This window comes from Salinarchaeum laminariae (assembly GCF_023204835.1).
GTDB classification, from domain to species: domain Archaea; phylum Halobacteriota; class Halobacteria; order Halobacteriales; family Salinarchaeaceae; genus Salinarchaeum; species Salinarchaeum laminariae.
This window is the reverse complement of sequence record NZ_CP096270.1, coordinates 1,585,831-1,606,817: the sequence shown is the minus strand read 5'-3', so window position 1 is coordinate 1,606,817 and position 20,987 is coordinate 1,585,831. Positions and strand designations below refer to the sequence as shown.

The 20,987-nt window shown below is 59.2% G+C and carries 20 protein-coding genes and 1 tRNA gene; 5 read left to right on the top strand and 16 right to left on the bottom strand.

Annotated features, from left to right (window positions below; translation table 11 throughout):
* Positions 1–99 precede the first annotated feature (99 nt).
* The 7 genes from MXF70_RS07440 to MXF70_RS07410 form a co-directional block, all read right to left on the bottom strand.
* Positions 100–1,305, bottom strand: coding sequence for a restriction endonuclease subunit S (locus MXF70_RS07440; RefSeq protein ID WP_248514994.1), 1,206 nt, complete (start codon positions 1,303–1,305; stop codon positions 100–102).
* Positions 1,302–2,864 (bottom strand): type I restriction-modification system subunit M, encoded by a 1,563-nt coding sequence (locus MXF70_RS07435; protein ID WP_248514993.1) that lies wholly within the window; start codon positions 2,862–2,864, stop codon positions 1,302–1,304. The genes MXF70_RS07440 and MXF70_RS07435 overlap by 4 nt, the downstream gene beginning before the upstream one ends.
* 74 nt (positions 2,865–2,938) lie before the next feature.
* Positions 2,939–3,901, bottom strand: a complete 963-nt coding sequence (locus tag MXF70_RS07430) for a DUF4268 domain-containing protein (protein WP_248514992.1) — start codon at positions 3,899–3,901, stop codon at positions 2,939–2,941.
* Between the two features lie 126 nt (positions 3,902–4,027).
* Positions 4,028–4,264 carry a DUF8139 family protein gene (locus MXF70_RS07425; RefSeq protein ID WP_248514991.1) on the bottom strand — a complete coding sequence of 79 codons (237 nt, stop codon included), beginning with the start codon at positions 4,262–4,264 and terminating at the stop codon, positions 4,028–4,030.
* Positions 4,265–4,519: 255 nt separating this feature from the next.
* A complete protein-coding gene (locus MXF70_RS07420; RefSeq protein ID WP_248514990.1) occupies positions 4,520–5,074 on the bottom strand; it encodes a hypothetical protein in 555 nt (184 codons plus the stop codon).
* The gene (locus tag MXF70_RS07415; RefSeq protein ID WP_248514989.1) at positions 5,071–5,370 is read right to left on the bottom strand and encodes a DUF8112 family protein; all 300 of its coding nucleotides are present in this window, start codon (positions 5,368–5,370) and stop codon (positions 5,071–5,073) included. The genes MXF70_RS07420 and MXF70_RS07415 overlap by 4 nt, the downstream gene beginning before the upstream one ends.
* Positions 5,371–5,372: 2 nt before the next feature.
* Positions 5,373–5,864, bottom strand: coding sequence for a hypothetical protein (locus MXF70_RS07410; protein ID WP_248514988.1), 492 nt, complete (start codon positions 5,862–5,864; stop codon positions 5,373–5,375).
* Between the two features lie 564 nt (positions 5,865–6,428).
* On the opposite strand from MXF70_RS07410, the gene MXF70_RS07405 reads away from it, so the two are divergent.
* Positions 6,429–7,493, top strand: a complete 1,065-nt coding sequence (locus tag MXF70_RS07405; RefSeq protein ID WP_375140815.1) for an SPL family radical SAM protein — start codon at positions 6,429–6,431, stop codon at positions 7,491–7,493.
* A 47-nt stretch (positions 7,494–7,540) separates the two neighbouring features.
* A complete protein-coding gene (tcmP, locus tag MXF70_RS07400; protein ID WP_248514986.1) occupies positions 7,541–8,479 on the top strand; it encodes a three-Cys-motif partner protein TcmP in 939 nt (312 codons plus the stop codon).
* A gap of 236 nt (positions 8,480–8,715) precedes the next feature.
* Here the strand turns inward: tcmP and MXF70_RS07395 are convergent, their stop codons facing one another.
* The 5 genes from MXF70_RS07395 to MXF70_RS07375 all read right to left on the bottom strand — a co-directional run bounded on the left by MXF70_RS07395 (position 8,716) and on the right by MXF70_RS07375 (position 15,331).
* A complete protein-coding gene (locus tag MXF70_RS07395) occupies positions 8,716–10,626 on the bottom strand; it encodes a BlaI/MecI/CopY family transcriptional regulator (protein ID WP_248514985.1) in 1,911 nt (636 codons plus the stop codon).
* Between the two features lie 868 nt (positions 10,627–11,494).
* Complete coding sequence (locus MXF70_RS07390; protein ID WP_248514984.1) at positions 11,495–12,349, bottom strand: hypothetical protein; 855 nt, start codon at positions 12,347–12,349, stop codon at positions 11,495–11,497.
* A gap of 105 nt (positions 12,350–12,454) precedes the next feature.
* Positions 12,455–13,897 (bottom strand): ATP-binding protein, encoded by a 1,443-nt coding sequence (locus tag MXF70_RS07385; protein ID WP_248514983.1) that lies wholly within the window; start codon positions 13,895–13,897, stop codon positions 12,455–12,457.
* 210 nt (positions 13,898–14,107) lie between these two features.
* A complete protein-coding gene (locus MXF70_RS07380; RefSeq protein ID WP_248514982.1) occupies positions 14,108–15,196 on the bottom strand; it encodes a tyrosine-type recombinase/integrase in 1,089 nt (362 codons plus the stop codon).
* Positions 15,197–15,247: 51 nt separating this feature from the next.
* Positions 15,248–15,331 (bottom strand) — tRNA-Leu (locus tag MXF70_RS07375).
* 108 nt (positions 15,332–15,439) lie between these two features.
* Between MXF70_RS07375 and MXF70_RS07370 the strand changes: the two genes are divergently transcribed.
* On the top strand, positions 15,440–15,748 hold the full coding sequence (locus MXF70_RS07370; protein ID WP_248514981.1) for a transcription initiation factor IIB family protein: 309 nt from the start codon (positions 15,440–15,442) through the stop codon (positions 15,746–15,748).
* A 34-nt stretch (positions 15,749–15,782) separates the two neighbouring features.
* Here MXF70_RS07370 and MXF70_RS07365 read toward each other — a convergent pair whose 3' ends face one another.
* The 4 genes from MXF70_RS07365 to MXF70_RS07350 form a co-directional block, all read right to left on the bottom strand.
* A complete protein-coding gene (locus tag MXF70_RS07365) occupies positions 15,783–16,277 on the bottom strand; it encodes a phosphopantetheine adenylyltransferase (RefSeq protein ID WP_248514980.1) in 495 nt (164 codons plus the stop codon).
* A gap of 168 nt (positions 16,278–16,445) precedes the next feature.
* Complete coding sequence (locus tag MXF70_RS07360; protein WP_248514979.1) at positions 16,446–17,189, bottom strand: winged helix-turn-helix domain-containing protein; 744 nt, start codon at positions 17,187–17,189, stop codon at positions 16,446–16,448.
* Positions 17,190–17,288: 99 nt separating this feature from the next.
* On the bottom strand, positions 17,289–18,368 hold the full coding sequence (locus tag MXF70_RS07355; protein WP_248514978.1) for a glutamate--cysteine ligase: 1,080 nt from the start codon (positions 18,366–18,368) through the stop codon (positions 17,289–17,291).
* Positions 18,369–18,458: 90 nt separating this feature from the next.
* Entirely contained in the window at positions 18,459–18,989 is a 531-nt protein-coding gene (locus MXF70_RS07350) for a DUF8102 family protein (protein WP_248514977.1), read from the bottom strand.
* A gap of 344 nt (positions 18,990–19,333) precedes the next feature.
* On the opposite strand from MXF70_RS07350, the gene psmA reads away from it, so the two are divergent.
* Positions 19,334–20,077: an archaeal proteasome endopeptidase complex subunit alpha gene (psmA, locus tag MXF70_RS07345; RefSeq protein WP_248514976.1), complete on the top strand. Its 744-nt coding sequence runs from the start codon at positions 19,334–19,336 to the stop codon at positions 20,075–20,077.
* The gene (gene psmB, locus MXF70_RS07340) at positions 20,074–20,802 is read left to right on the top strand and encodes an archaeal proteasome endopeptidase complex subunit beta (RefSeq protein WP_248514975.1); all 729 of its coding nucleotides are present in this window, start codon (positions 20,074–20,076) and stop codon (positions 20,800–20,802) included. Before psmA ends, psmB begins: the two co-directional genes overlap by 4 nt.
* Positions 20,803–20,987 lie beyond the last annotated feature (185 nt).

Genomic DNA, 20,987 nt, shown 5'->3' with positions numbered 1-20,987 from the left:
TATCTAAGCGTGAAAAGTTGCTGTATAAAGGGCGTTGTGGCTCTTTCCTATCGGAGCACTTCCATGTGCCTCGGAACACCGCAGATAGGTATCCTGCGTTCAGTCGTCAATGTCGACGCGAACGCTTCCAGTGAGGAGGTCTTGCATGAGGCCCCGCTTGAGTTCTTGGAGGAGGTTCTTGTGGCAGATCTCGTCCAGTCGTTTCCGTTCCGCGCTGGTCAAAATCTCGGCGATTCGCTTCTGTTCGTCCAGCGGCGGTACCGGAACGCGGATATTCTCCGTGTCCGACTTGTTGATCTCGGGGAACGTACTCCCGCCGCCGATCTCCGTCAGGTAGTCCGCCATCGTATGGACGAAATAGTACAGATATTCGCTGTGCAGGTCCTCGCCAGGGACGAGCGATTTGAACCCCTGATTTGTCGTCACAGGGACCGTGTTGATTACCGCTTCGCCGATGGTCGCCCGGCTCGTCATCAGCACAGCCCCCGGCTGGAGTAGGTTCGCGGAACAGTTTTCGAGGCCGGCTTTGGTTATTTTCTCCTCGGTGTTGGAGAGATAGATGCCCTCTGTCCCAGTCACATCCGTCGGCGTAGCCCAGCAGATGTCTCCGCCCCAGTAATTCCGATCACTCTTTTTCGGTGTGCTCCCACTCACGATCTCCGCGACGTCAACCATCCGCTCAACACTCCAAGAGGTGGGGATCTCGACGGTCTTCGGCCCGAGAAGTTCCTCCCGATACGACCTGTGATTTATGCCGTGAGTAACAAGATCCTGGACGAGGCCGCGTTTCAGTTCCATCGTCTTCTCGATCATCTCGTCGGTCTGCTGAATCTGCTCGTCGACCGTCGAGAGGATATCGGCAATGTGGCACTGTTGAGAAAGGGGTCGCAATGGGATCTTCAGAGTTGTCAGATCGGTTGTTGATAGGCCGGGAATTGATGTCCCCTGTGAAAGAATGGACAGCAGTTCCTCTTTTGTCTGAAGCCAGTAATAAAGATACCTTGGATTAAGATTTTCCTTGGGACGAAGAGCTTTCAGTTGACGGCTAATTGCGGCGCGTTCACTCGAAAATGTCGAATTTCCACAACCCGATCCCTTAACAGTAACAAGTGTGTCACCAGGTTCGCAAAAACTCGATGGATCGTCAGTGTACTTTGTTACTGTGAAACCCAGTTCCTCGAAGTCATCGGGTCCTGTTAGGTAGGGCGTTTTTGATGAATTATTTGATACTTTATCAGATTCTACGTGTACTCCGGAAATCACCTCGATCTCCTCACCCAACGGAACCTCTTCGACCTCGCTCATCGATACTCCAACTCCTCCATGTACGCCTGCAGCTCCTCGTCGGTCTTCCGGCGCTCCTCTTTCAGTCGGTCCAGTTCCTCCAGCTTCTCACTCACGTCGATGGGCTCCTCGGGCTCGGTCGTGTCGACGTAGCGCGGCACGTTCAGGTTCCAGCCGTTCTCCTTGATCTCCTCAAGATCGACGAGGCGACTGTGGTGGTCCTCCTCGCGGCCAGTCTCATACGTCTCGGCGAGGTACTCGACGCCTTCGTCTGTCAGTTGATTCTGGTTCGAGAGTTCCTCAAACACCTGCACGTTGGACTCTCGGAGCGTGTGGTCCTCGGCGTAAATGAAGTGGACCTTGCCCTCACGCTCTTCCGGTTTGTCCTTGTTCAGGATGAGGATGCAGCCCGGAGAGGAGGTGTTGTAGAAGAGGTTCTCCGGCAGCGCGATCACCGCTTCGACGAGGTCCTCCTCCAGCACCGGCTTGCGGATCTTCTTCTCCGAGCGCGAGCGGAACAGGACGCCGTTGTCCATTACGACGCCCGCCTTGCCAGTCTCGTTGAGCGAAGCGATCATGAGCTGGATCCAGGCCCAGTCGCCGCGGTTCGACGGCGGGAGGCCGTAGGGGAATCGGTTGTACGGCTCGTTGTCCTCGACCCAGTCCTTGCTCCACTCTTTCTGGTTCCACATCGGGTTCGCAATGACCCGGTCAAATACCTCCAGTTCGTCGTGCTTCGTCACGCGCTTGGGCTCGGTGATCGTGTCACCCTTCTCGATCTGGGCGTCGTAGAGCTCGTGCAGAAGGACGTTCATTTGCCCGATCGCCCAGGTGTTCAGGTTCTTCTCCTGGCCGTAGAGCGAGATGTCTTCCATGTCGCCGCCGGATTCGCGGATGTGCTCGGCGGAGTAGATCAGCATGCCGCCGGAGCCACAGCAGGGGTCGTAGACGCGGTGGCCCGGCTCCGGATTGACGCACTTGACGATCAGGCGGACGACCTCCCGCGGCGTGTAGAACTCCCCGCCTTTCTTTCCGGCGTCGTCGGCGAACTCGCGGATGAGGTATTCGTATGCCCGTCCGAAGATGTCGGGATCTTTGAGGTCGACGTTGCGGTACCGGTGCTTGGAGAAGTGTGAGACGAGGTCGGAGAGCAGAGCGTCCGGCAGTCGCTCCTTGTCGTTGAAGTCAACGGTGGTGAGGACGCGGTCCGCGATCACGTCGTTCTCGTCTTCGACGGCCGCGAGCGCCTTGTTCAGCGCCGCGCCGATGTCGTTCTCCTGGGCCTTGATGTGGTCCCAGCGAGCCCGCTCGGGCACCCAGAACTCCTCGTGGAGGTCCCTGTCGTCGCGGGCGGTTTCCTTCGGAATGTCGAACTCTTCAGCGACCTCCTCGGTCTCCTCCTCGAACCGGTCGTTGACCCGCTTGAGGAAGAGCAGACCGAAGATGTAGTTCTTGTAGTCCGCCGAATCAATGCTCCCCCGGAGCTTGTCCGCTGCCGCCCAGAGATGCGTTTCGAGCGTATCGAGCGTGAGTAGTTCCGATTCCGATCCAGGCAGTGTAGCCTGGTCCCCTTCAGCCATGACTCAGTGGTTACCTTCCCAGGTAATAACACCAGCGGCAGCCGAAAGCGAAGCTCGAAAGCTGGAGATGCTTATCAGAGCCGCTGGATCCGGTCGTAGAACACTTTGTGGAACCGTTCACCACGGTCAAGCATCCACTCGTGATACTCATCCCACGACTCCTTTGCGGCCAGGTCACCAGGCCGCCGCAAGGTGATTTTTGCCCGGTTGCTATTCTGTCGAGCCTCTTCAGGCGGACTCCACAGTAGTGACTCCCCCATCTCGTTCTCGATCTCTTCTTTTTCGTCTACCAATCTCTGATAGACCTCAGGGTCATTCTGAATCACGAGTTGACAGTATAGCCGGTCTTCCTGCGTATTCGCGGTAAACTGAAGTTTGAAACCGGATCGACCAATCGGGTTATTGTACCAGTGTTGTGGCTTCGGTTTCCGCTCCTTGAGCGTCGTATCGCGGTCGGTGATCTTGTCTCGAAACTGAGTCCAGTACTCTTCCTGTAGCTTCTTGGTCTCCGATAACTCTCCGCCGGTTCGCTTGGCTTTTTGCTTCCATTCGGACGGGTCCTCTACTGGGTTCAGCCGGACAGCTGGCGCTGAGTCGCCTATCTTCCAGACTTCCAGTCGAATCGCGAATAGATCGACTCCTTCCCGGCTGTTCTTGTTCAGCCAGTTGAACGCATCCTGATGCTCGTCGTTGAACTTCGGTGATAGCCATACGATGATGTCTGCGTCGACCCCCGCCGCATAGGCGATACATTTGCCAAGGTGGTCGTGATCAGAAGAGCCCAACTGGTTCTCGATTACGACCTGGCGTCCGTCATCGACGATCTCCGCCAGGATGTCGACGCTGTACTTGCCGACGTCCCGCTCAACCTCTACAACTTCCAAGTCCAAGCCGAGAACGTCCTCCAAGTGGGACGTATCGTCGGATTCTATCTCTTTGGCCAACCATGGAGTGAAGTCATCAGCCTCGTGCTCCCAGTACTTACGGACATTCAGGGATTCGAGTTCCTGAAAATCTGGATCCTCAAATGAGTACATAGCCGGAAACATACGCTAATGCCTCAAAATGGTTCGTGCCGATAGAGACGTATGGACTGTCTGAACCGCGGTTTTGTTGGCAGTGTGTGCAATGAGTCGAAGCGGCATCCAGGGCCCACTCGTGCTCTACTCGCTCTCGTCAACTGCGGGCCGTAAGTCCCGCCAGCGAAAGTGCGCCGTCTCTCCGCCGGGGAGCTCTACCTCGTAGAGATAGGAGTCTCGCTCGTCGCCAGTATGCTCCCCGGCATCGTCTTTGATCACGTCGACGACCTCTCCTCTATGCCCATGATAGCGGTCGAAATCGGGATCCTCGGTATCGGGGATGTCGACGCGAACCCGATCACCAGACTCGACGTGTCTCACTGATCGGTCCTTCTTGGGGGTGGCCCCTGACTTTTACGCCCACTGCTTACCCATCTCCTCGGCTTTGTGGTGGAGGTCATCTTGGTGGCCGACCTCGCTGAGCTTCACCCATCCAGCCATCCGCTCCCATCCACAGCCGTCAGTGCAGACGTAGAACACCTTCCAGCCAGTGGCCTCCACTTTTGTCCCGAATGAGAGCGGATCTCCGCACCGGGGACAAGTCGCTGAGGGGTGTCGAGTAACCAGCATGCTCAGCTATCCTTCGCCCCACTCCTCCACCATATCGTGATACCTTGTCGCGTGCCTTCTCGACTCGTCGAAGAGGCGTTCGGCCTCTTCTGACCAGTCGAGCGCAGCCTGTGGATCGTCCTCGACCTGATACGCGTAGGCGCTGTTGTACCAGGCCGACGCCGATTCGTGCATCAGTCGGTACATGTTCCAGGCGTGGTCGAACAGGGCGTATCGATTCTGGTTCTCGTCGTACTCGTTGCGCTTCTCGAAGGCGTCGGATTCCAGCTTCTCGTACTCCTCGACCGAAAGTTCCAGATCGCGGATGGCGCGCGAGAATCGTTCCTCCGATATCGCCGTCACGCCGTCCTGGTACAGCCCGTACGCCTCTTGATCTCGATTGGACCAATTGCTGGAGACGTAGTCGGTGACGTACGCGGCGGCCTCACTCCGCGATAGTCGCTCGTCCGGTGATGGGCCGCTGCCTTCTGAACTGTCGTCGAGGCCTCCACAACCAGCCAATGGGACTACCAGCGCGCTGACCGCCACCCCGAGCAGTTCGCGGCGTGATGGTTCCTTCATTGCTCGGAGCCCTCCTCGGGGCGGCTCCGGTCGATGATCCTGACCGCTGCAAGCACATGGTTGAACCAGACTGCCGCGCCGATGACTTCGTCGGCCCCTTCTGTTGGAGGATCAACAGTGGTCTCTCCGCAGTCGGTACAGTAGAGTCGTCGAAGCGTCCATCCCGCATCTTCGTAGTACGTCGCGTAGAATCCGACGGTTTCGCCGTTCTGGATGCCTCGATTACACCGGTCGCATATCGCGCCTATCTTCGTCCCCTGGATCGCCTCCTCCGGCGGAATGCTTTCAGTCGCCATTGCTATGGCGTACCCCCGTTTCGGACTGGGAGCCAATACGGCTCGTCGCCTGAAAACCGGAGATGGCGCTCCAGGTGACAGTCCTCGCCTGTGCGATCCACGGCTTGCTTCGCGGCACAGAGGGAGAGTGATCCACTACTGAACGTGCCCCCGCGCTCGATAGTTTCCTGATCGGTGGTGATCTGGACGTCGACGACAGGTCCGAAGCTTCGCTGGTTCACGACGCCAGCACGAGCCGACCATGGCCCGCGGAGCGTGATCGCATCTCCGTCGACCGTCGTGATGTCGAAACTCTGCCCGGAGAACCCACCGTCGTTGCCGTCGCTGGACCAAGCGAAGTAGGACACATACCCATCGGCGATCGCACACCAAATTCCATCCTCGTGTTCGTACCGCAGCTCATCTCGCGAGGGGATCTCGTCGACGAGCACCTGGAGTCGAGGATCATTGGCGACGTGCTCGCGCCAGTTGATCGTGGCGTCGAGGATCCTCATGCGGAATCGGCCTCCGCTCCGCAACTGGACGGAAGATCCTCCGTTCTCAGCACCTCAACCCCACACCTCACGCACCGGAGATACCGTTCCAGATACTCCTCTTGGCCCTCAATCCGCCGTTGTGGGTCTGGGTGCTCGCCTGGAACTTGATCCACCTTGTCTACGACGAAGTGCCCATCAACTCGTTCCGCCTCAGGATGCTGGTTGCTTAGCGTTTCCACTGTTCGATTGGATGATGCCATTCTGATCTCCTCCGGGGGCACAGAGTAGTGCCTGCTGTCCAAACTGAATTTTTGGCAGTGGCTCTGTGTCCCCTATATTAGATATTAAACATGTAAGGTTATTAGTATGACTTTCCCGGCAATAATGTGCCACCCGACGCGTGTACGATTGGTGGTACACAACAGACTAGTAGAAGCTCGAAAAGAGGGCTCGACCGGTCGATTGTAGTGGTCAGGGCCCGCCTCCATTCGGGCACAAAGTCACGAACGAGCAAACATCACGTATAGAATCTTACAAAAGTGGTATGTGTGTCTGACCTGGAATATTCCACAGTGGCCACGAATGCCGAATGACCCTTCGGATGTGCGAACGGGGGAGGATCCCACAGAGGCCGTCCTTAGCGAATCAGGCCTCAACAGCAAGCACCTCTGTGACTACGTTATCAACGTCGCTACAGGCTGTCGTCATGGGTGTAAATTCTGTTACGTCCCGACCATGCCCAGCGTTCGGACCCGACCGGAGATGCTGAAAGACCGGGCGGATGTCGACGATGCCCAACAGGAGTGGGGGTCGTATGTTCTGTACCGTGATGACCTTCCAGATCGGTTGGACAGCCACCTCAATCGCAAGCGAACCTGGAAGCGGACCTCCAAGGGTTGCGGAATCGTTGGGATCTCCTTTGCGACTGACTGTTACATGGATGGGCGAGCTGGCAAGATCACTCGTGAGGTAGTTGATGTCCTGTCAGACCATGAGAGATACGCGCGCATACTTACCCGAAATCCGATCCTTTCACTCCAAGATCTTGACGTATTCAAAGGTGCGGGTCAGTACGTGACCGTCGGATCATCGATCCCGTCGATGGATGCCGAGGAGGTCGGCGCTATCGAGCCACAAGCACCGGCACCGGAACATAGAGTTCGAGGGCTGGAGGAACTCAACGAAGCCGGTGTACAAACCTTCGTTTCGATGTCGCCGACGTACCCCACGCAATCGAAAGAAGATCTCCGTGCGCAGCTCATGGAGATTGCAGAGTGTGACCCATCCGTAGTGTTTCACGAGCCGATCAATCCCCGAGGCGCGAACTTCAAGATGACCGTTGATGCCGCCCGATCCGCAGACCAAACACGTCTTGCGGACGAGTTGGAGCGGCTACAGAAGCGTGATCGATGGGTCGAATACTCCCTCAATCACCTCAGGTGGATGCAGGAGCTGGGCGATGAACTCGATATGCCAGTCCACCTTTGGCCGGACAAGCAGCTGTTGAAATACGCCGATCCAGCTGAGCGAGAGTGGTTAGAAGGATGGCGCGAGCGGCAAAGTCCCGAAGACTTTGCGAACCGTGATACACCTTCTACTCCCATGCCAGACCACCCGGGCACGGCAAACGCGGCTGGAGTCGAATAGGGGGAGTAATTATTTAACATGTCGCTCCGAGGACAGCTACAGCTAACGTGTCAAATACGTACTCGGGTGACAAGAGCATCGCCAAGCTGGTCATCCTCCAGAAGTATCTCTGGGCATACAAGCGAATCCTGGACAACAACTGGGAGCAGGACCTGTGGTACGTCGACACCCATGCGGGGAATGGTGTCACGGAGCTCCCTGACTATCGGCTGAATATCGCAGGGTCACCGATTCGAGCTTTGGAGTATGACTTTGATGCGTACTACCTCTACGAGATCGACTCCGGCCACTGGCAATCCCTCTGTGACGCCATAGAGGAACGCCTGGGTATCGAACTCTCTTTCGGCACATTGGATACGGGGGAGGAATACGCGATACGGGGCTCAGATCCGCGGATTCTCATTCATAACATGGACAGTATGGATGGGGTTGATTGGCTCATCGAGAACGGGAACAGCTACAAACACTGGTTCACCTTCGTCGACCCCGAGGGGCTCAACGATCTGGAGTGGGATTTGCTCAGGAAGCTCATCAACCGTGGGAACACCGACATCCTGTACAACTTCCAGACGTCCGGGATAGTACGTAACAGCACGGATGGTGCTGAACACGCCCATCAGGCGCTGGAAGATGCAGTGGGTGAGGATGTACCTCGGAATCGGTCACAGGACTTCTACGTCCAGTGGTTCCGAGAGAATAAAATTGAACCGCTGGACTACCACACTGCCTCCCGAAAGATGACCTCTCGGGGTAGCAGCAACTGGCGATACGACCTGATCTTCGCGTCTGGGAATGAGACCGCCGTCAACAATGTGATGGAGGACATTATGCAGAACGAGGACACGCTACGGGCGGACGTTGTCGAGGAGATCCAGGAAACTCGGGAGCGGGCTAACGACCCACAGGGTGCGTTCGATAGCCGACTCCGTTTCGAGGAACACGGGAGCGAGAGCGAGATGTCGCAGAGCGGGCTGTATGAGTACTGACATCCTGTCTGTTCGCTGCTGTAGCATCCGCTGCTGTTGGCATTCTCGCGACGAGGATTAATCGCCGATCTATGGGTGAGCGACATCACATATAAACGTAGAAGCCGAAATCGCGGTGATGCGGTAGGATAGCGCGATAGTGTACTCTCAGATCCATTAATATAGTACTCCTTATGGAATATGCGAGTAGGGACAAGCAGGAATCGCAAGACGATAACGGGTCTCTGCTGTTTTTCTTAAGTGGGGGTTGACAAATCCCAAATGCCTTCGAGGACTCCGTCAGTCGGAATAGGTTCAGTTAGCAGGAACCGTGTTTCTCGTTGCAGTATCTCCTTCTTGGCAACATCCAGGTCAACGAGCCGGTTCATCGTCCGGCGGACTGTGTCGTATGAGACGTCTGTTGCGGTGACGATCTCATTTGCCGCTGCTCCTCGGTTCTCACGAACAAAATCGACGACCGCCTGCTGCTTCGGGGTAAACTTCCAGGCAGCGTCAATTTCCGTATCGACCATCGTCGCTGGTGCTGTCGATGTTCGAACGAACACGAGTGCACGAGGCGAATCGTGACTACGCGCCCACCGACCGATCCCCTGCGCAACCTGATTCTGTCGGATGCCGTCCAATATCTCCTCAGCGTCATCTGCGTCGGGCCCCACAAACCCCCGACCAGGCTTGCGATCCGGCTCGCCACCACACATGGGGCACTCATCACCGGGGCAACCGATGCACTTCCAAGTCTCCGGTTCGGCGTCGAGATCACGCGCTGCCAAAAGGTCGAGGACGTAGTCGTCTCCTGGGTCCAAACAGTTCGTGACGAGCCCGACAAGCTCGTTACTGAACTCGTTACTACTCCGCACGTTCCCATAGGTCAGCGTACTGACTCCGTCTGGCAGATGTTCAGACATCTGCTCATCCATTGCCTTCGGATAGATTGCAGACGAGAATGCACCCGCGTACTTGGTACGTAGCGACTCCACGACGATCTGTTGGCGTGCCGTATCGGTGTATTCTCTTACGGCGAACTCGGTTGATGCAGGTCGTGCGCTGTCACCGATCTGGACAACTTCTAGTCCCCGCTCGAACTTTCGCCACTTCTCGAACTCCTCCTCGGTGACGATGTGATCCTCCTTCAGACCGTCACCGACGTTCTGCTTCCACTCGTACACAGCGGGCCATGCATCCAGACAGATGATGCTCCGGGCGTTACCCAACTCAGGGACATTCCAGTACGCAGTCGGGATATTCTCCTCGTCAACAACCAATGTCAAGCGGGTTCGGCTGTATCGAGGGTCGTCTTCTCCGCTGGGGTCGAAGCGTGATACATCGTTACGCGCTTCACCAACACGACGACCGTTCCGGTCGGATTCACTCGCGAACGCCCGATAGGCGGCCTCGGTGAGTCCAGGTGCAAGTGAGTGAGCTCCATCTGCCTCGATGAACCAGTCGGGGCTGGCCGAAGGTGGGTCTTTCACAAGGTCCCCAAGTTCATCCACGGAGTCAATAGCAAACGTGACGAACCTCTCCCAGGTCTTCACAGGGGCATCAATCTCTTTCAGCCAGGCCGTGACAGCGTCCTGAAGCCGCGAGCGCGTGATGTCGTCATTCGGGCGATCTCCGACGCTGCTTTTGAAATCCGGACGCTCGTCGAAGATCAGATTCGTCCCGCTCGCAATTGAAGGCACATATGAGAAGCTATGGGTCGCATGTACAACGTCGTGCGAAACGTTCCCGTCTTCGTCGTAAGGCACGCCGTTCCACTGCTCTACCGATGGACAGGGGCAACAAGGGAGTTGGCCGACATTCTCCTCTTCAAGATAGCTGTGGGCTTTGCTGAGGGTGTTTCCCCGGTTGACGCACTGGTCGGACAGCCATTCGCTAGCGGGGGTGCTGTTCGGCGTCGACACGTTCTCGTCGTACTCCCCGCGAAAGGTCCCACACGCCTCATCCCTCCCCAAGAGTTGCACTGCATCGATACCTGCATCCTCGCTCATCTGCATCGCGTCTCGACGAGAATCCTTGCGTGCGTGGAGATGAATGACTGGCGCGTCTCCGGCTACGCTAAGCGTCTTCCAGGGCGTCGTCCCCGCGTTGTAGGACTTCCCACTTGAGGTGGGTGAAGGAATTATCACGTTGGCCTCCTCGCCCATGCGTGACCGGATGCGGTTTGTGAGACGGTGTCGTATCTCCTCGGTCGTCGGCCACGGGACCTGCCGGGAGTCGGTGTTTGTGCCAGTCCTTGTCGACGTCATCGCGGTATCCCGGAGTTGTATTCTCGCTGGGCGGATGGAGTCACGAATCTAACTCCTCCGCTTGCGTTCGCGCTCCATCCGCTCGTCCAGCCGGTCTTGAATGAAATGTGATAGGTTCGCCCCTGTAGAGTTGATGGCATTTGCGACTCCCTGTTTCACCAGCACGTGTTTCTGTTCCATCGGACCGTCCCGAAGCGTCCGGTCTGTGGGGAGATCCTTAGTCTCGTCATGCAACCAGAGTTCGAGTTTTCCCCGCGCCCACCCACTAAAGTTTAGGCTACTGTGACTGATATACCGTGCTTGGTCCTCTCTTACCGTGACGGATTTTTTGATCATGCTCTCTGTTTGGGAGTATGGAGGCATACACATAAAAGTATTACTTAAGTGATACATGTAATATCTCCAGACGAAGGCGCTGTCTCGCGATTTTAGCAGGTTCCTTCAGAACCCCTACATATATTGTCACCGTTTATCAAATACTGCACATCATCGAGAGGCGGGCACTTCCACCCAATTGTGGCATTTCTTGCACTCGAACCATAACAAACCGGGACCCATCGATGGGGAAGGTGTGTCAACATACAGAGTCAGTATTCAAGGGTGATGGAGTGTAGTGACCACACTGCCATCAGCGCCGTCTGCCTAATCTGGCCCCCGGGTAAAAGTGGCCCGAGAGGCCGCTGAACGACTATCCGGGATCTGAAGGGGCTTCTACCAGAGGGAGGTCTGCGCCCCCTCAAAGCATGCTTTCGGGGGTTTGGAAGCGTCACTCCTGGCCCTCGAACTGGTCGAGCGTGTCGTCTGCACCGAACTCGCATCGCCAAGGATCGTCCTCGGGAGTCGGCTCCAATGCGTGAGCGAGTTCCGTCTCGGAGAGGGCGACTTCTGGCTCGCGGTACGCGTAGTCTGGATGATCGTACTCCAGAACTCTCCGCCGGATCTTGGCCCCGAGGTCAGTGTCTTCACTCGGGCCGTAACGGCTGCCATGGACTCGGAAGTGCTCCCATCCGCGACCACGCCCACCTCCAGGGTAGGTATGTTTGTCAGCAACGATGGAACCGATCTTCCCGTCCGGATCCAGCTCTTCGTCGGAAACAGGCGGATCGTACAGAGGCTCGTGATCGTCTTCTCGCCGGGCGCGTGCTCGGTCGATCATCGTGTTCGAGAAGTATCCGTTGGCGTGCGTGACCTCGCGTGACGATCGTGCGCGAGCACACACGAGCGCAGCCGCGATTGCACAGAGTCGCCGAGGCCACTCGTCGTTCGCCCATCTATTGGTAGCGAGCTCCTGGTATCGGAGGACGTGCTCCATCGCGTCGTTCCCCGCCATGAGGTCTTCGAGCGTCACGAGAACCGCGCGGTCCCAATAGTGCGACTCGTGCTTCGGCCCTGATCGTACGAGTTCGAGAGCTGCAAACGCAGCGAGTTCCTCGTCACTCCGCCGCACGGCTTTCTGGAAGAGGCTCGAAATGATGTCTCGGCGGTAGCCGCCTTTCGTCTCGTACCAGGGCATCTCCTCGCCGAAGTCGTTGGTCTGTTCTTCCTCGTCGCATTCGTCGTCATCCGGTTCTTCGAGTTCCCCGCCCTCGCCGAACCGGTACTGGTCGTTGCTGTCGCTCATCGATCTTCTGGGCCTGAGAACCTGTATAGGAATAGGACGTATAAGTTATTAAATACTTCTACTCAACCCGATCAGGCCATCAAATCAGTGTGAGTCTGCCCGGTGCTACTCGTCCAGCTCTGACTCCAGTTGTTCACCGGGGAACACGGGATTGCTGTCAGCCTGTCCAGCCGCTCCGATCAATTCAGCACTGACCGCACCAGCGATTTCCGACAGCATAGCCCTGTGTAATACCTCTCCACCGTGAACGAATGCGACAATATCCAACAAATCGCGGAGAAAATTCTTCTTGTCGTACGCCAATATCTCTCTGTGGAAGATGATCTGCTTATCTTCGCGTTCGCAGGTCACCATCCTCGACGGGTCTGTTGTCCGCAGCGACTCCGAAATTTTTGCTTCCCACTCCTCATCCGGGAGTGCAACCCAAGAGAAAATGTCGTGGCGCAATTCCCACATTTCCAGCTCCTCATCGGTCAGGTCCTCCTCGTCGAGAAACTCGTAGCTGAACGAATCTCTGAACTCCTCGCGATATTCTTCAGCCCCCCGGATTTGGTCTCCCTTGACGTCAGTCGCGTCCTCAATATCCGGCTTGATTCGGTCTGGGATAGTAACGATCTCATAGCCGTCCGAGCGGGCATTGTCGAACAAGTTCTGGCTGAGATTCTGCTCATCGTGTGTCGCGACCACGACGTCCCGTTCCGCGTTTAGGATCTTGACCGCATGGACCTGCACTGGCTTCCAGTCTAACTCATCGTGCGTTTCACCAGTCACGAACTCGTTCAAATCGTCCACTAACCGCGATGCTACAGTCTCCGATTCGCATTCTTGCAGGATCTTTTTTACTCGCGTCGAGTACGCCGTCCGCCCCACGTTCGACCGCTCACGATTCAGCGCATCGTTGATTTTCTTCGTCGTGTTCGTGATATTGTAGCTAAACAGGAAGTTCGGCTCTGACGCAACACGAAGCCCACTCACAAACACTGACGCATCCTCGTTTCGCGGGACTTCGTACACGTCCCCGAATCGGGTCTGTTCCAGTAGTTCTGCATCAGTGTACTCGATGAAGTTCTGTTTTGCAGCCTCAATATCCTCGTCCGTGATCCCGTCCAGTACGACCTCTGTGCCTTCGATGTCTTTTTCCGGCGAGTGGATCTCGACGTGGAGGGTCTCGATTTCTTCGAACCCGTGTTTCGGGGCTTCCTTGACGGTGAACGTGTTGTGCGGTGAATGAATCGTGATCACGATGCCATGCCGGTGACAGGTCGCAATTGCGTCCTTGACCCCGACGCCGAACTTCCCGATTACCTTGTCGGGGTTGTCCAGCTTCTCATCGTCTTCAGCTTGAGTTAGATGCTCGTACCGAAATCCACGTCCATAGTCCCGGATGTGCCACGAGCCGTCGTCGCTGAAGATGTCTGGATCATCCGTGCCCGTAAGGGCAGCCTCGTCCATGGCGTTCGCGATGATTTCGCGTGCTGCGTCTGCTGGCCCCCACGCCTCCAGAACCTCCTCCATATTGAGGTCGAATTGTCGTGTCGACGTTGACATACAGATCCGGTCGCAATACAGTCAAATAATACTGGTTGTAGGAACGTACGTCTATGTCGGTTGAATTGTTCTGAAGCGTATGGCTGAAATCCTCTTCACGTCGGGAGATTTGCTGAGATATAGTTCTGATTGGATTCGAGAAGCCTCGCGTAACGGGCAGTTCTTCGCCACAATGCCAACAACAGCGGGTGTAGAGTTCCGGTGGCTCCGTTAGCCCATCTTGTCTAACGCGTCTCGCCGGTCCTCAACGGGCACCTGATCGTATTTCATCGTTGTTTTCGCGTTTCGATGACGAAGCTGCGCCTTCGCCGCCGCAAGCCCACGCTCTTTGGTCATATAAGTCCCGACGCTGTGTCGGATCGTGTACCACGACATCTGCCGGTTCTCGTGCTCGATCCCTGCGCGATCACAAAGGTCCACGAGCAGCCGCCTGAGCTGGTTTGAGCCATATCGATTCCCATGACGGGTGAGCCAGACTCTCTCGGAGTCCTCGTATTTCGGATGCTCAGCGCGCTCCTCAAGCCAGCGTTCCAGAGCCGTCGTCGTACGGTCAGTAAGCCCGACGGTCCAATTCCCTTCGTTCTTGCTCGACTCTTCTCTCGGAATTCGCAACACGCCGTTGTCGGTGTCACACCACGACACCTTCGCCCGCCCGACCTCGATGGGTCGTAGCCCGGCATCCAGGCTCGTCCAGACCAATGACGTGTAGCGCCAGCTGTCTGCCTTCTCCTCAAAGTTTTCGACGCCGTAGTTCGGGTTCCCATCCTTTCCGAGGGCAGCCTGCCTGATCTTCCGGCGCTCCTCACGACTAAGGAAGTCGCGTGGGCCAGTGTTTCCACCCCCGCTCTTGAACGTCCACTTGAACTCCCATTCGTCGGCTCCGTGCCGATGCTGGAGCCATTTGTTGTACCTGAGAAGGGCTTCCATCCGCTTGCCCTTCGTCGACTCGACGACATCTTCGAAGGCGACCTTCTCCATGTAAGCCTTTGCGTCCTCCTCGGTAGTCGGGATGCTGTAGCCACCTCGGTTCTCCCAGCACCAGAGGTCACACCGAGCCATCCGGTCGGCTGTCCCGGCGACGGTGTACGGCGAGTACCCCTTGGCCTTCTCCGGGTCTTTCCCCATCCGGAGTAGCCATCCAAGGCACTTCTTTCGGTGCTCGTAGTAGTCCAGTTGCTGTTTATCGGTTAAGAACTCCAATTGGTTCTTCCGAACGATTATGATGTTTCTATTCGGGTCCATCGGCCCCGGATCGAAACCGGGACAGCGCGCGAGGAATCGCGGTGAATCCAGTGTCATTAGGAGTTTGTCACAGTGTTGGACAAGACGAAAACTGCAAGAAGACGGTAGTGCGCGGGACCGGATTTGAACCGGCGGACCCCTACGGGACAGCGTCCTAAGCGCTGCGCCGTTTCCTGGCTTGGCTACCCGCGCGCATCCCGACCTACCTGCTGGCCGGGAAAAGTAGCTGTCGCTCCGAAGTCGATCGCGCAGCCGGAAGTCACGGGAACGCCTTAGTACCAGAGCAGCCTCCACTCGTACGTGCACAGCGCGAAGGATCGACGCGACAACGAGGCCTGGCTGGAGGCGATCGAAACTGCAGCCGCGGAGCTCGGCCTCGACGACGAGGTGCGTTCGGTCGCGGTCGATCTCTTCCTCTCGGACGTCCCCGACGCCGACCGGTCCAAGCCCGCGGCACTCGCAGCGAGCCTCTATGCCGCGACGTTGATCGCCGGCGACGGCAGGACGCAGACGAGCGTCGCCGACGCCGTCGGTGTCTCTCGGATCTCCGTCCAGCAACGCTGGCAGGAACGTCTCGAAGCTGCGGGAATGGAACCGCCGTCCTGGTGACTGGCGACAGAAGGGTCCGACAGACCGCTGGTCGTTACTCGGACTGTGGCTTCCTGCCCGAGCGATCGGGCGTCAGCTGCCCGTGTTCGTCGATCTCGCCGCTGACGATCCGGGTACTCGAGATGATCTCGCCGTCCTCCGCGAGCACGTGATCGACGATCTCGATCGTGAGTGGGTCCAGCCCCCGCTCCTCCCGGAGCTCATTGATGTGGTCGCCGACCGGTGCGGTCTCCGGCGAGACGACGAGATACTCGAGGGAGGGCTCCTCCGCAGCGATCCCGGTCGGCGAGTCCAGCGCGTTGATCGTAAACTCGCGATCGTGCGCGGCTGCGAGGTCGGCGAGCTCGGTTTCGAGGTCGGCCACGCGCTCATCGAAGGATCGGACGTGTCGATCGACGTTACGTGTCTCGGGGGCGAGATCGTCCGTCGTCAGGCCGACGACGACGTCGCCGAGTTCGAAGGCCCGCTCGAACAGGGCCCGGTGACCGTCGTGAACGGGATCGAACGTGCCACCGAGCGCGACTTCCATGGTAGGTCGCAGGCGCGCCCGTGGGAAAAATGAGTCGAAGCGTGATCGACCGCCGGACGAAGCCGGATTGCCTATCGAACGAAGCTCGGCCGTCGATAGATCGGAGCGTACTCGTCCGTCAACAGGAGCTAGACGAGCCGTCGATCCCGGAGACAGCGCGGTGATCGATCAGTCGTCGGTCGAGTCGCCGTGGTCGGCACGGTTCTCGTCTGCAGCGCCGCCGGTCGCAGAGTCCTCGGCGTCTCCGTCGGACCCGGCCGATTCACCGGCAGAATCCTCTGCACTCTCGTCCTCGACGGTGATGGTGACCGGGTCGTCCTCGGGCTCGGGCTGGTCGTCGCCGGAGCGGATGTGGCTATCGAGATTGAACACAGTGTTGAGCTCGCCCTGGACGCGCTCGGCGACGGTTCCGACGAGCTCGCTGGGGGCGATGGCGGCGTACTCGTAGGGGTTGTTGCCGGCGCCCTCGCTCTCGCGCTTGCGGCGCTCGACGAGCTCGTCGTCGTGAAGTTCCGCGAGCGCTTCGCGGACGGTACTGGGGTAGAGGCCGGTGCCCTCCGCGATCTCGTCGCTGGTGCCATGTGGCGACTGTCGGAGGTGGACGTAGATCCGGGCGCGAGTCTCCGTGTCGAGCATCCAGGAGAGCAGGTCGACGAGGCGCTGATCGAACTCCTCGACCGCCTTGTCCGTCTCCTCGCTCAGACGGTCGGTGATCTCGTCGCGTCGCGAACGGTCGTCGTCCTCGGCCGACCCAGGCCCGTGTGCCGTCTCCCCCACACCGTCGCCGTCGAGCAGGTCGTCTCCGCTGTCGACGACGTCGTCTCCGCCGTCGGTCGATGGCTCCGTGACGTCTGTGCTATCCTCCCTCTCCCCGGCATCGTCGCTCCCGTCAGTGGTATCGTCCGCAGACATGAGTCCTCTCTGGAGCGACGAAAGCCAGTCACGTGTATAAACCTTACTTCGAATCTACACGTTCGCGAAGCGTTCATCGTGGCCGAATCCAGAGAGGCCTCACTGACCCGGGAGTAAAAGCGACTCACAGAGCGCGTCGGTACTCGCATCGGACTGGAGACGCCGCTGGCGAGCAGCACCGCTCTCGGCCTCGTAGATCGACCGAATCCCATCGACGTCGAGCCGATCGGCCTCGGCGGCCACCACGTCGCCCAACGACCGCGTCGAGCCGTCCGCCTGGATGAACGAAGCGTCCTGGCCGTACCGGATCGCGCGCCACTTGTTTTCATCCAGCACCTCGCGGCGGTAGTCGGTACCGGATTCGCCGTCCTCGTAGCGTGCGGCGAGGTCGAGCACGAGCGCGTGAACGTATTCGACGAAGGCCATGACGCGCTCGGGATCGGCCTGGCCGTCGGGGGAACGGACCTCCACGGTGCCGTGCTCGGAGTGCGGTCTGACGTCGTACCAGAGCTCGCCGCGGTCCTCGATCGCATCCGCGTCGATCATCCGGTTCTCGAACGCCAGATACTCCTCGAAATCCGAGAACTGCGTGGGAATCCCGGTGTTGGGGAGTGCTTCGAAGATCTTCGCGCGTGCGGACTGGAGCCCGGTGTCGAACCCACACCAGTACGGCGAGTTCGCTGAGAGGGCGAGAATCACCGGGCAGTACCAGCGCAGCTCGTTGGCGATCCAGGTCGCCTTGTCGGCGTCGTCGACGCCGACGTGCACGTGGAGGCCGGCGGTCGTGTTCCGGTGCTGTGGGTACTGAATGCGGTCGAGCTGGGCACGATACCGCGGCTTCTCGGCGTGTTCGAGCTCGCGCCACTTCGCGGTGGGGTGGAGACCTGCAGCGGCGATCTGGAACCCGTTCGCGTTCGCGTGCTCGACGAGCGCCGCCCGGACGTCGTCGAGAGCGCTCGCGGCGTCGTCGAGGCGTTCGATCGTCGGCGTCTGGGTCTCGATGACGCATTTGAACAGCTCGTGATCGAGCCGGCCCTGCAGAAGCTCCGGCGGCTCGGTTTCGTAGACGAGTTCGTCGGTGCCCGAGGTCGGGCGGGCACGATCGTCGACGACGTAGAACTCCTCCTCGATGCCGACCGTACCCAGCTCCGTGAACACGTCCGCCGAGCCGCGATCCATCGAGCAGTGGTTTGCGTGCCGGCGTCAAATAGCGTTCGAAGCCGGACGTTCGAGAGGAGTGGCTGGATTCCGTCGTCGAGACCGGCGGCATCACTCCGAGGATGGATCAGAGAGGAGCTCCGAGAGCGAGAGATCCTCGCGCTCGGCGAGCAGATTCGCGAGCGTGCGCAGGTCCCGCTCGGAGAGCTCGTGGACGGCGCCATCGCCCAGACAGGCGACGATCTCCTCGACGCGCTCCTCGTCGGTCGCGTCGACGGACAGTTCGACGTCCAGCGCCGGACAGTCCGCCCCACGCTGGCGACGCTCAGCGCGGCGAACTCCCTCGGTGACGATTCGCTTTGGATCCGCGTCGGTCGAGGCGGCGCCGAGATAGAGGAAGGCGACGGCGTCCGCCAGCGCGTCGGTCAATCCGTCCGTTCGGTCGTCGAACACCTGCTCGCGATCGCGCTCGGCGAGGTGATCGAAGAGGAGTGGGTAGTCCAGCAGCGCGTCACGCGTGCGCTGTCGAATCCGGTAGCGTGCGTCGTAACGAGACTGCTCGCTCCCGAGTGTCACGTCGCCGCGGAGGAATCGTCGATCCGCGGGCGTGAGGATCCCACGGGACCGGTCGACGTCGGTCATACTCGCCGGTATCGACCGAAGCAGCAAGAATGTTGTGGAGATCTGGCTAAATGGCCCTGTTCCAGCGGGGTATTCGCCGGTGACCGGTGCCCTAAACCCCCGGGAGTCATAACAGGGGTGTAATCCGAGTCAACTGCGCGCAGTTCGTGGCCCAGCAGCAAACGACGGACCTCAGATGGTCGGTCACACACTGACGAGAGCGACCGATCGATCGCGATCGGTCGGAGACGAAGCCCTGCCACGAACGCCGCCCGTGCTCGGCTGGTCCCGGCGATATTCTCCGTAATATCGCCCAATACAGCACAAAGCACATATATGACGGTCCCTTACCCCAGGTGAATACGATGCAAGGTTCCCAACAGCAGGCGTACGACCGCGGGATCACGATCTTCTCCCCGGACGGACGTCTCTATCAGGTCGAGTACGCGCGCGAGGCCGTCAAACGTGGGACGGCGAGCGTCGGCGTTCGCACGGAGGACGGCGTCGTCCTCGTCGCGGACCGCCAGACGCGCTCCCCGCTCGTCGAGGCCAGCAGCGTCGAGAAACTCCACTCGGTCGACGAACACCTCGGTATCGCGTCGGCCGGCCACGTCGCTGACGCTCGACAGCTCGTCGATCTCGCGCGGCGTCGCGCACAGATGGAGTGGCTCCGCTACGATCAGCCACTCGGCGTCGAGGCGCTGACGAAGGAGATCACGGACCACATCCAGCAGTACACCCAGACCGGCGGCGCACGCCCATTCGGCGTCGCGTTGCTCGTCGCTGGCGTCGAGAACGGCGAGCCCCGGCTCTTCGAGACCGACCCCTCCGGGACCCCCTACGAGTGGTCCGCGGTGGCAGTCGGTGGCGGTCGCGACGAGATACAGGAGTATCTCGAGGACAACTACGACGACTCGCTCTCGCTGGGAGACGGCATCGGGCTCGCGCTCGAAGCCCTCGCTGTGCCCAACGACGGCGAACTCGACACCGGCGGCGTCGAGATCTCGACGGTCGACGTCGAGTCGGAGACCTTCTCCACGAAGCCACCCGAAGAGGTCGCCGAGCTCGTCACCGAACACGGCCTCGCCGAGGGAGGTGAGGACGAATGACCGACGACCGTCTGCAGCCCAACGGCGCTTCGTCGGACCCCGACCCCTTCGGCTCCGAACTCGTGCCCAACGACGCACTCGGTGGAGAGCGCGCCGAGCAACTCGCCGGCGACGACGAGATGGTCAACAAGACCGGGACGACGACGATCGGCATCACGAACGAGGACGGCGTCGTCATCGCGACGGACAAGCGCGCCTCGCTCGGCGGGCGGTTCGTCTCCAACAAGGACGTCCAGAAGGTCGAGCAGATCCACCCGACGGCGGCGCTTACCCTCGTCGGCTCGGTGGGCGGCGCCCAGAGTTTGATCCGGACGCTGCGCGCCGAGACGAGTCTCTACGGCACGCGTCGCGGGGACAATCTCTCGATCTCCGCGCTCGCGACCCTCGCCGGGAACATGATGCGCGGCGGTCCGTTCTTCGCGGTCAACCCGATCCTCGGCGGCGTCGACGAGGAGGGCAGTCACGTCTACTCGATCGACCCTGCCGGGGGCGTGATGTCCGACGACTACACCGTCACCGGCAGCGGAATGCAGCTCGCACACGGGACCCTCGAGGGCGAGTACGACCCCGAGATGTCCATGGACGAGGCCGTCGCCCTCGCCGCTCGGGGCATCCAGAGCGCCACCGAGCGCGACACCGGCTCCGGCAACGGGATCTTCGTCGCACGGATCACCGCCGATGGCGTCGAGATCGAAGATTACGACGACCCCGCGGAGCTGCTCTAAGCGCCCGCAGTTTCGCCACTTCTCTCCGTTTTCCACCGCTCGGTAGCGACAGCACTTCCGCCACCTCAGCAACAGCGATTCTCCACCGGTGCGACGCACCGCGTCACGTTCCACCGGGGTTTCGCAAGCACCGACACATCTCCCCGGGTGGGACTGGAAGGGGCCGACCGCTCGGCGATGCCTTA

Bases quoted from the DNA above. Each gene is read 5' to 3' on its own strand.
- MXF70_RS07440 (WP_248514994.1), bottom strand. From the start codon at position 1,305: ATGAGCGAGGTCGAAGAGGTTCCGTTGGGTGAGGAGATCGAGGTGATT.
- MXF70_RS07435 (WP_248514993.1), bottom strand. From the start codon at position 2,864: ATGGCTGAAGGGGACCAGGCTACACTGCCTGGATCGGAATCGGAACTA.
- MXF70_RS07430 (WP_248514992.1), bottom strand. From the start codon at position 3,901: ATGTACTCATTTGAGGATCCAGATTTTCAGGAACTCGAATCCCTGAAT.
- MXF70_RS07420 (WP_248514990.1), bottom strand. From the start codon at position 5,074: ATGAAGGAACCATCACGCCGCGAACTGCTCGGGGTGGCGGTCAGCGCG.
- MXF70_RS07415 (WP_248514989.1), bottom strand. From the start codon at position 5,370: ATGGCGACTGAAAGCATTCCGCCGGAGGAGGCGATCCAGGGGACGAAG.
- MXF70_RS07410 (WP_248514988.1), bottom strand. From the start codon at position 5,864: ATGAGGATCCTCGACGCCACGATCAACTGGCGCGAGCACGTCGCCAAT.
- MXF70_RS07405 (WP_375140815.1), top strand. From the start codon at position 6,429: ATGCCGAATGACCCTTCGGATGTGCGAACGGGGGAGGATCCCACAGAG.
- MXF70_RS07395 (WP_248514985.1), bottom strand. From the start codon at position 10,626: ATGGGCGAGGAGGCCAACGTGATAATTCCTTCACCCACCTCAAGTGGG.
- MXF70_RS07390 (WP_248514984.1), bottom strand. From the start codon at position 12,349: ATGAGCGACAGCAACGACCAGTACCGGTTCGGCGAGGGCGGGGAACTC.
- MXF70_RS07385 (WP_248514983.1), bottom strand. From the start codon at position 13,897: ATGTCAACGTCGACACGACAATTCGACCTCAATATGGAGGAGGTTCTG.
- MXF70_RS07380 (WP_248514982.1), bottom strand. From the start codon at position 15,196: ATGACACTGGATTCACCGCGATTCCTCGCGCGCTGTCCCGGTTTCGAT.
- MXF70_RS07365 (WP_248514980.1), bottom strand. From the start codon at position 16,277: ATGGAAGTCGCGCTCGGTGGCACGTTCGATCCCGTTCACGACGGTCAC.
- MXF70_RS07360 (WP_248514979.1), bottom strand. From the start codon at position 17,189: ATGTCTGCGGACGATACCACTGACGGGAGCGACGATGCCGGGGAGAGG.
- MXF70_RS07355 (WP_248514978.1), bottom strand. From the start codon at position 18,368: ATGGATCGCGGCTCGGCGGACGTGTTCACGGAGCTGGGTACGGTCGGC.
- MXF70_RS07350 (WP_248514977.1), bottom strand. From the start codon at position 18,989: ATGACCGACGTCGACCGGTCCCGTGGGATCCTCACGCCCGCGGATCGA.
- psmA (WP_248514976.1), top strand. From the start codon at position 19,334: ATGCAAGGTTCCCAACAGCAGGCGTACGACCGCGGGATCACGATCTTC.
- psmB (WP_248514975.1), top strand. From the start codon at position 20,074: ATGACCGACGACCGTCTGCAGCCCAACGGCGCTTCGTCGGACCCCGAC.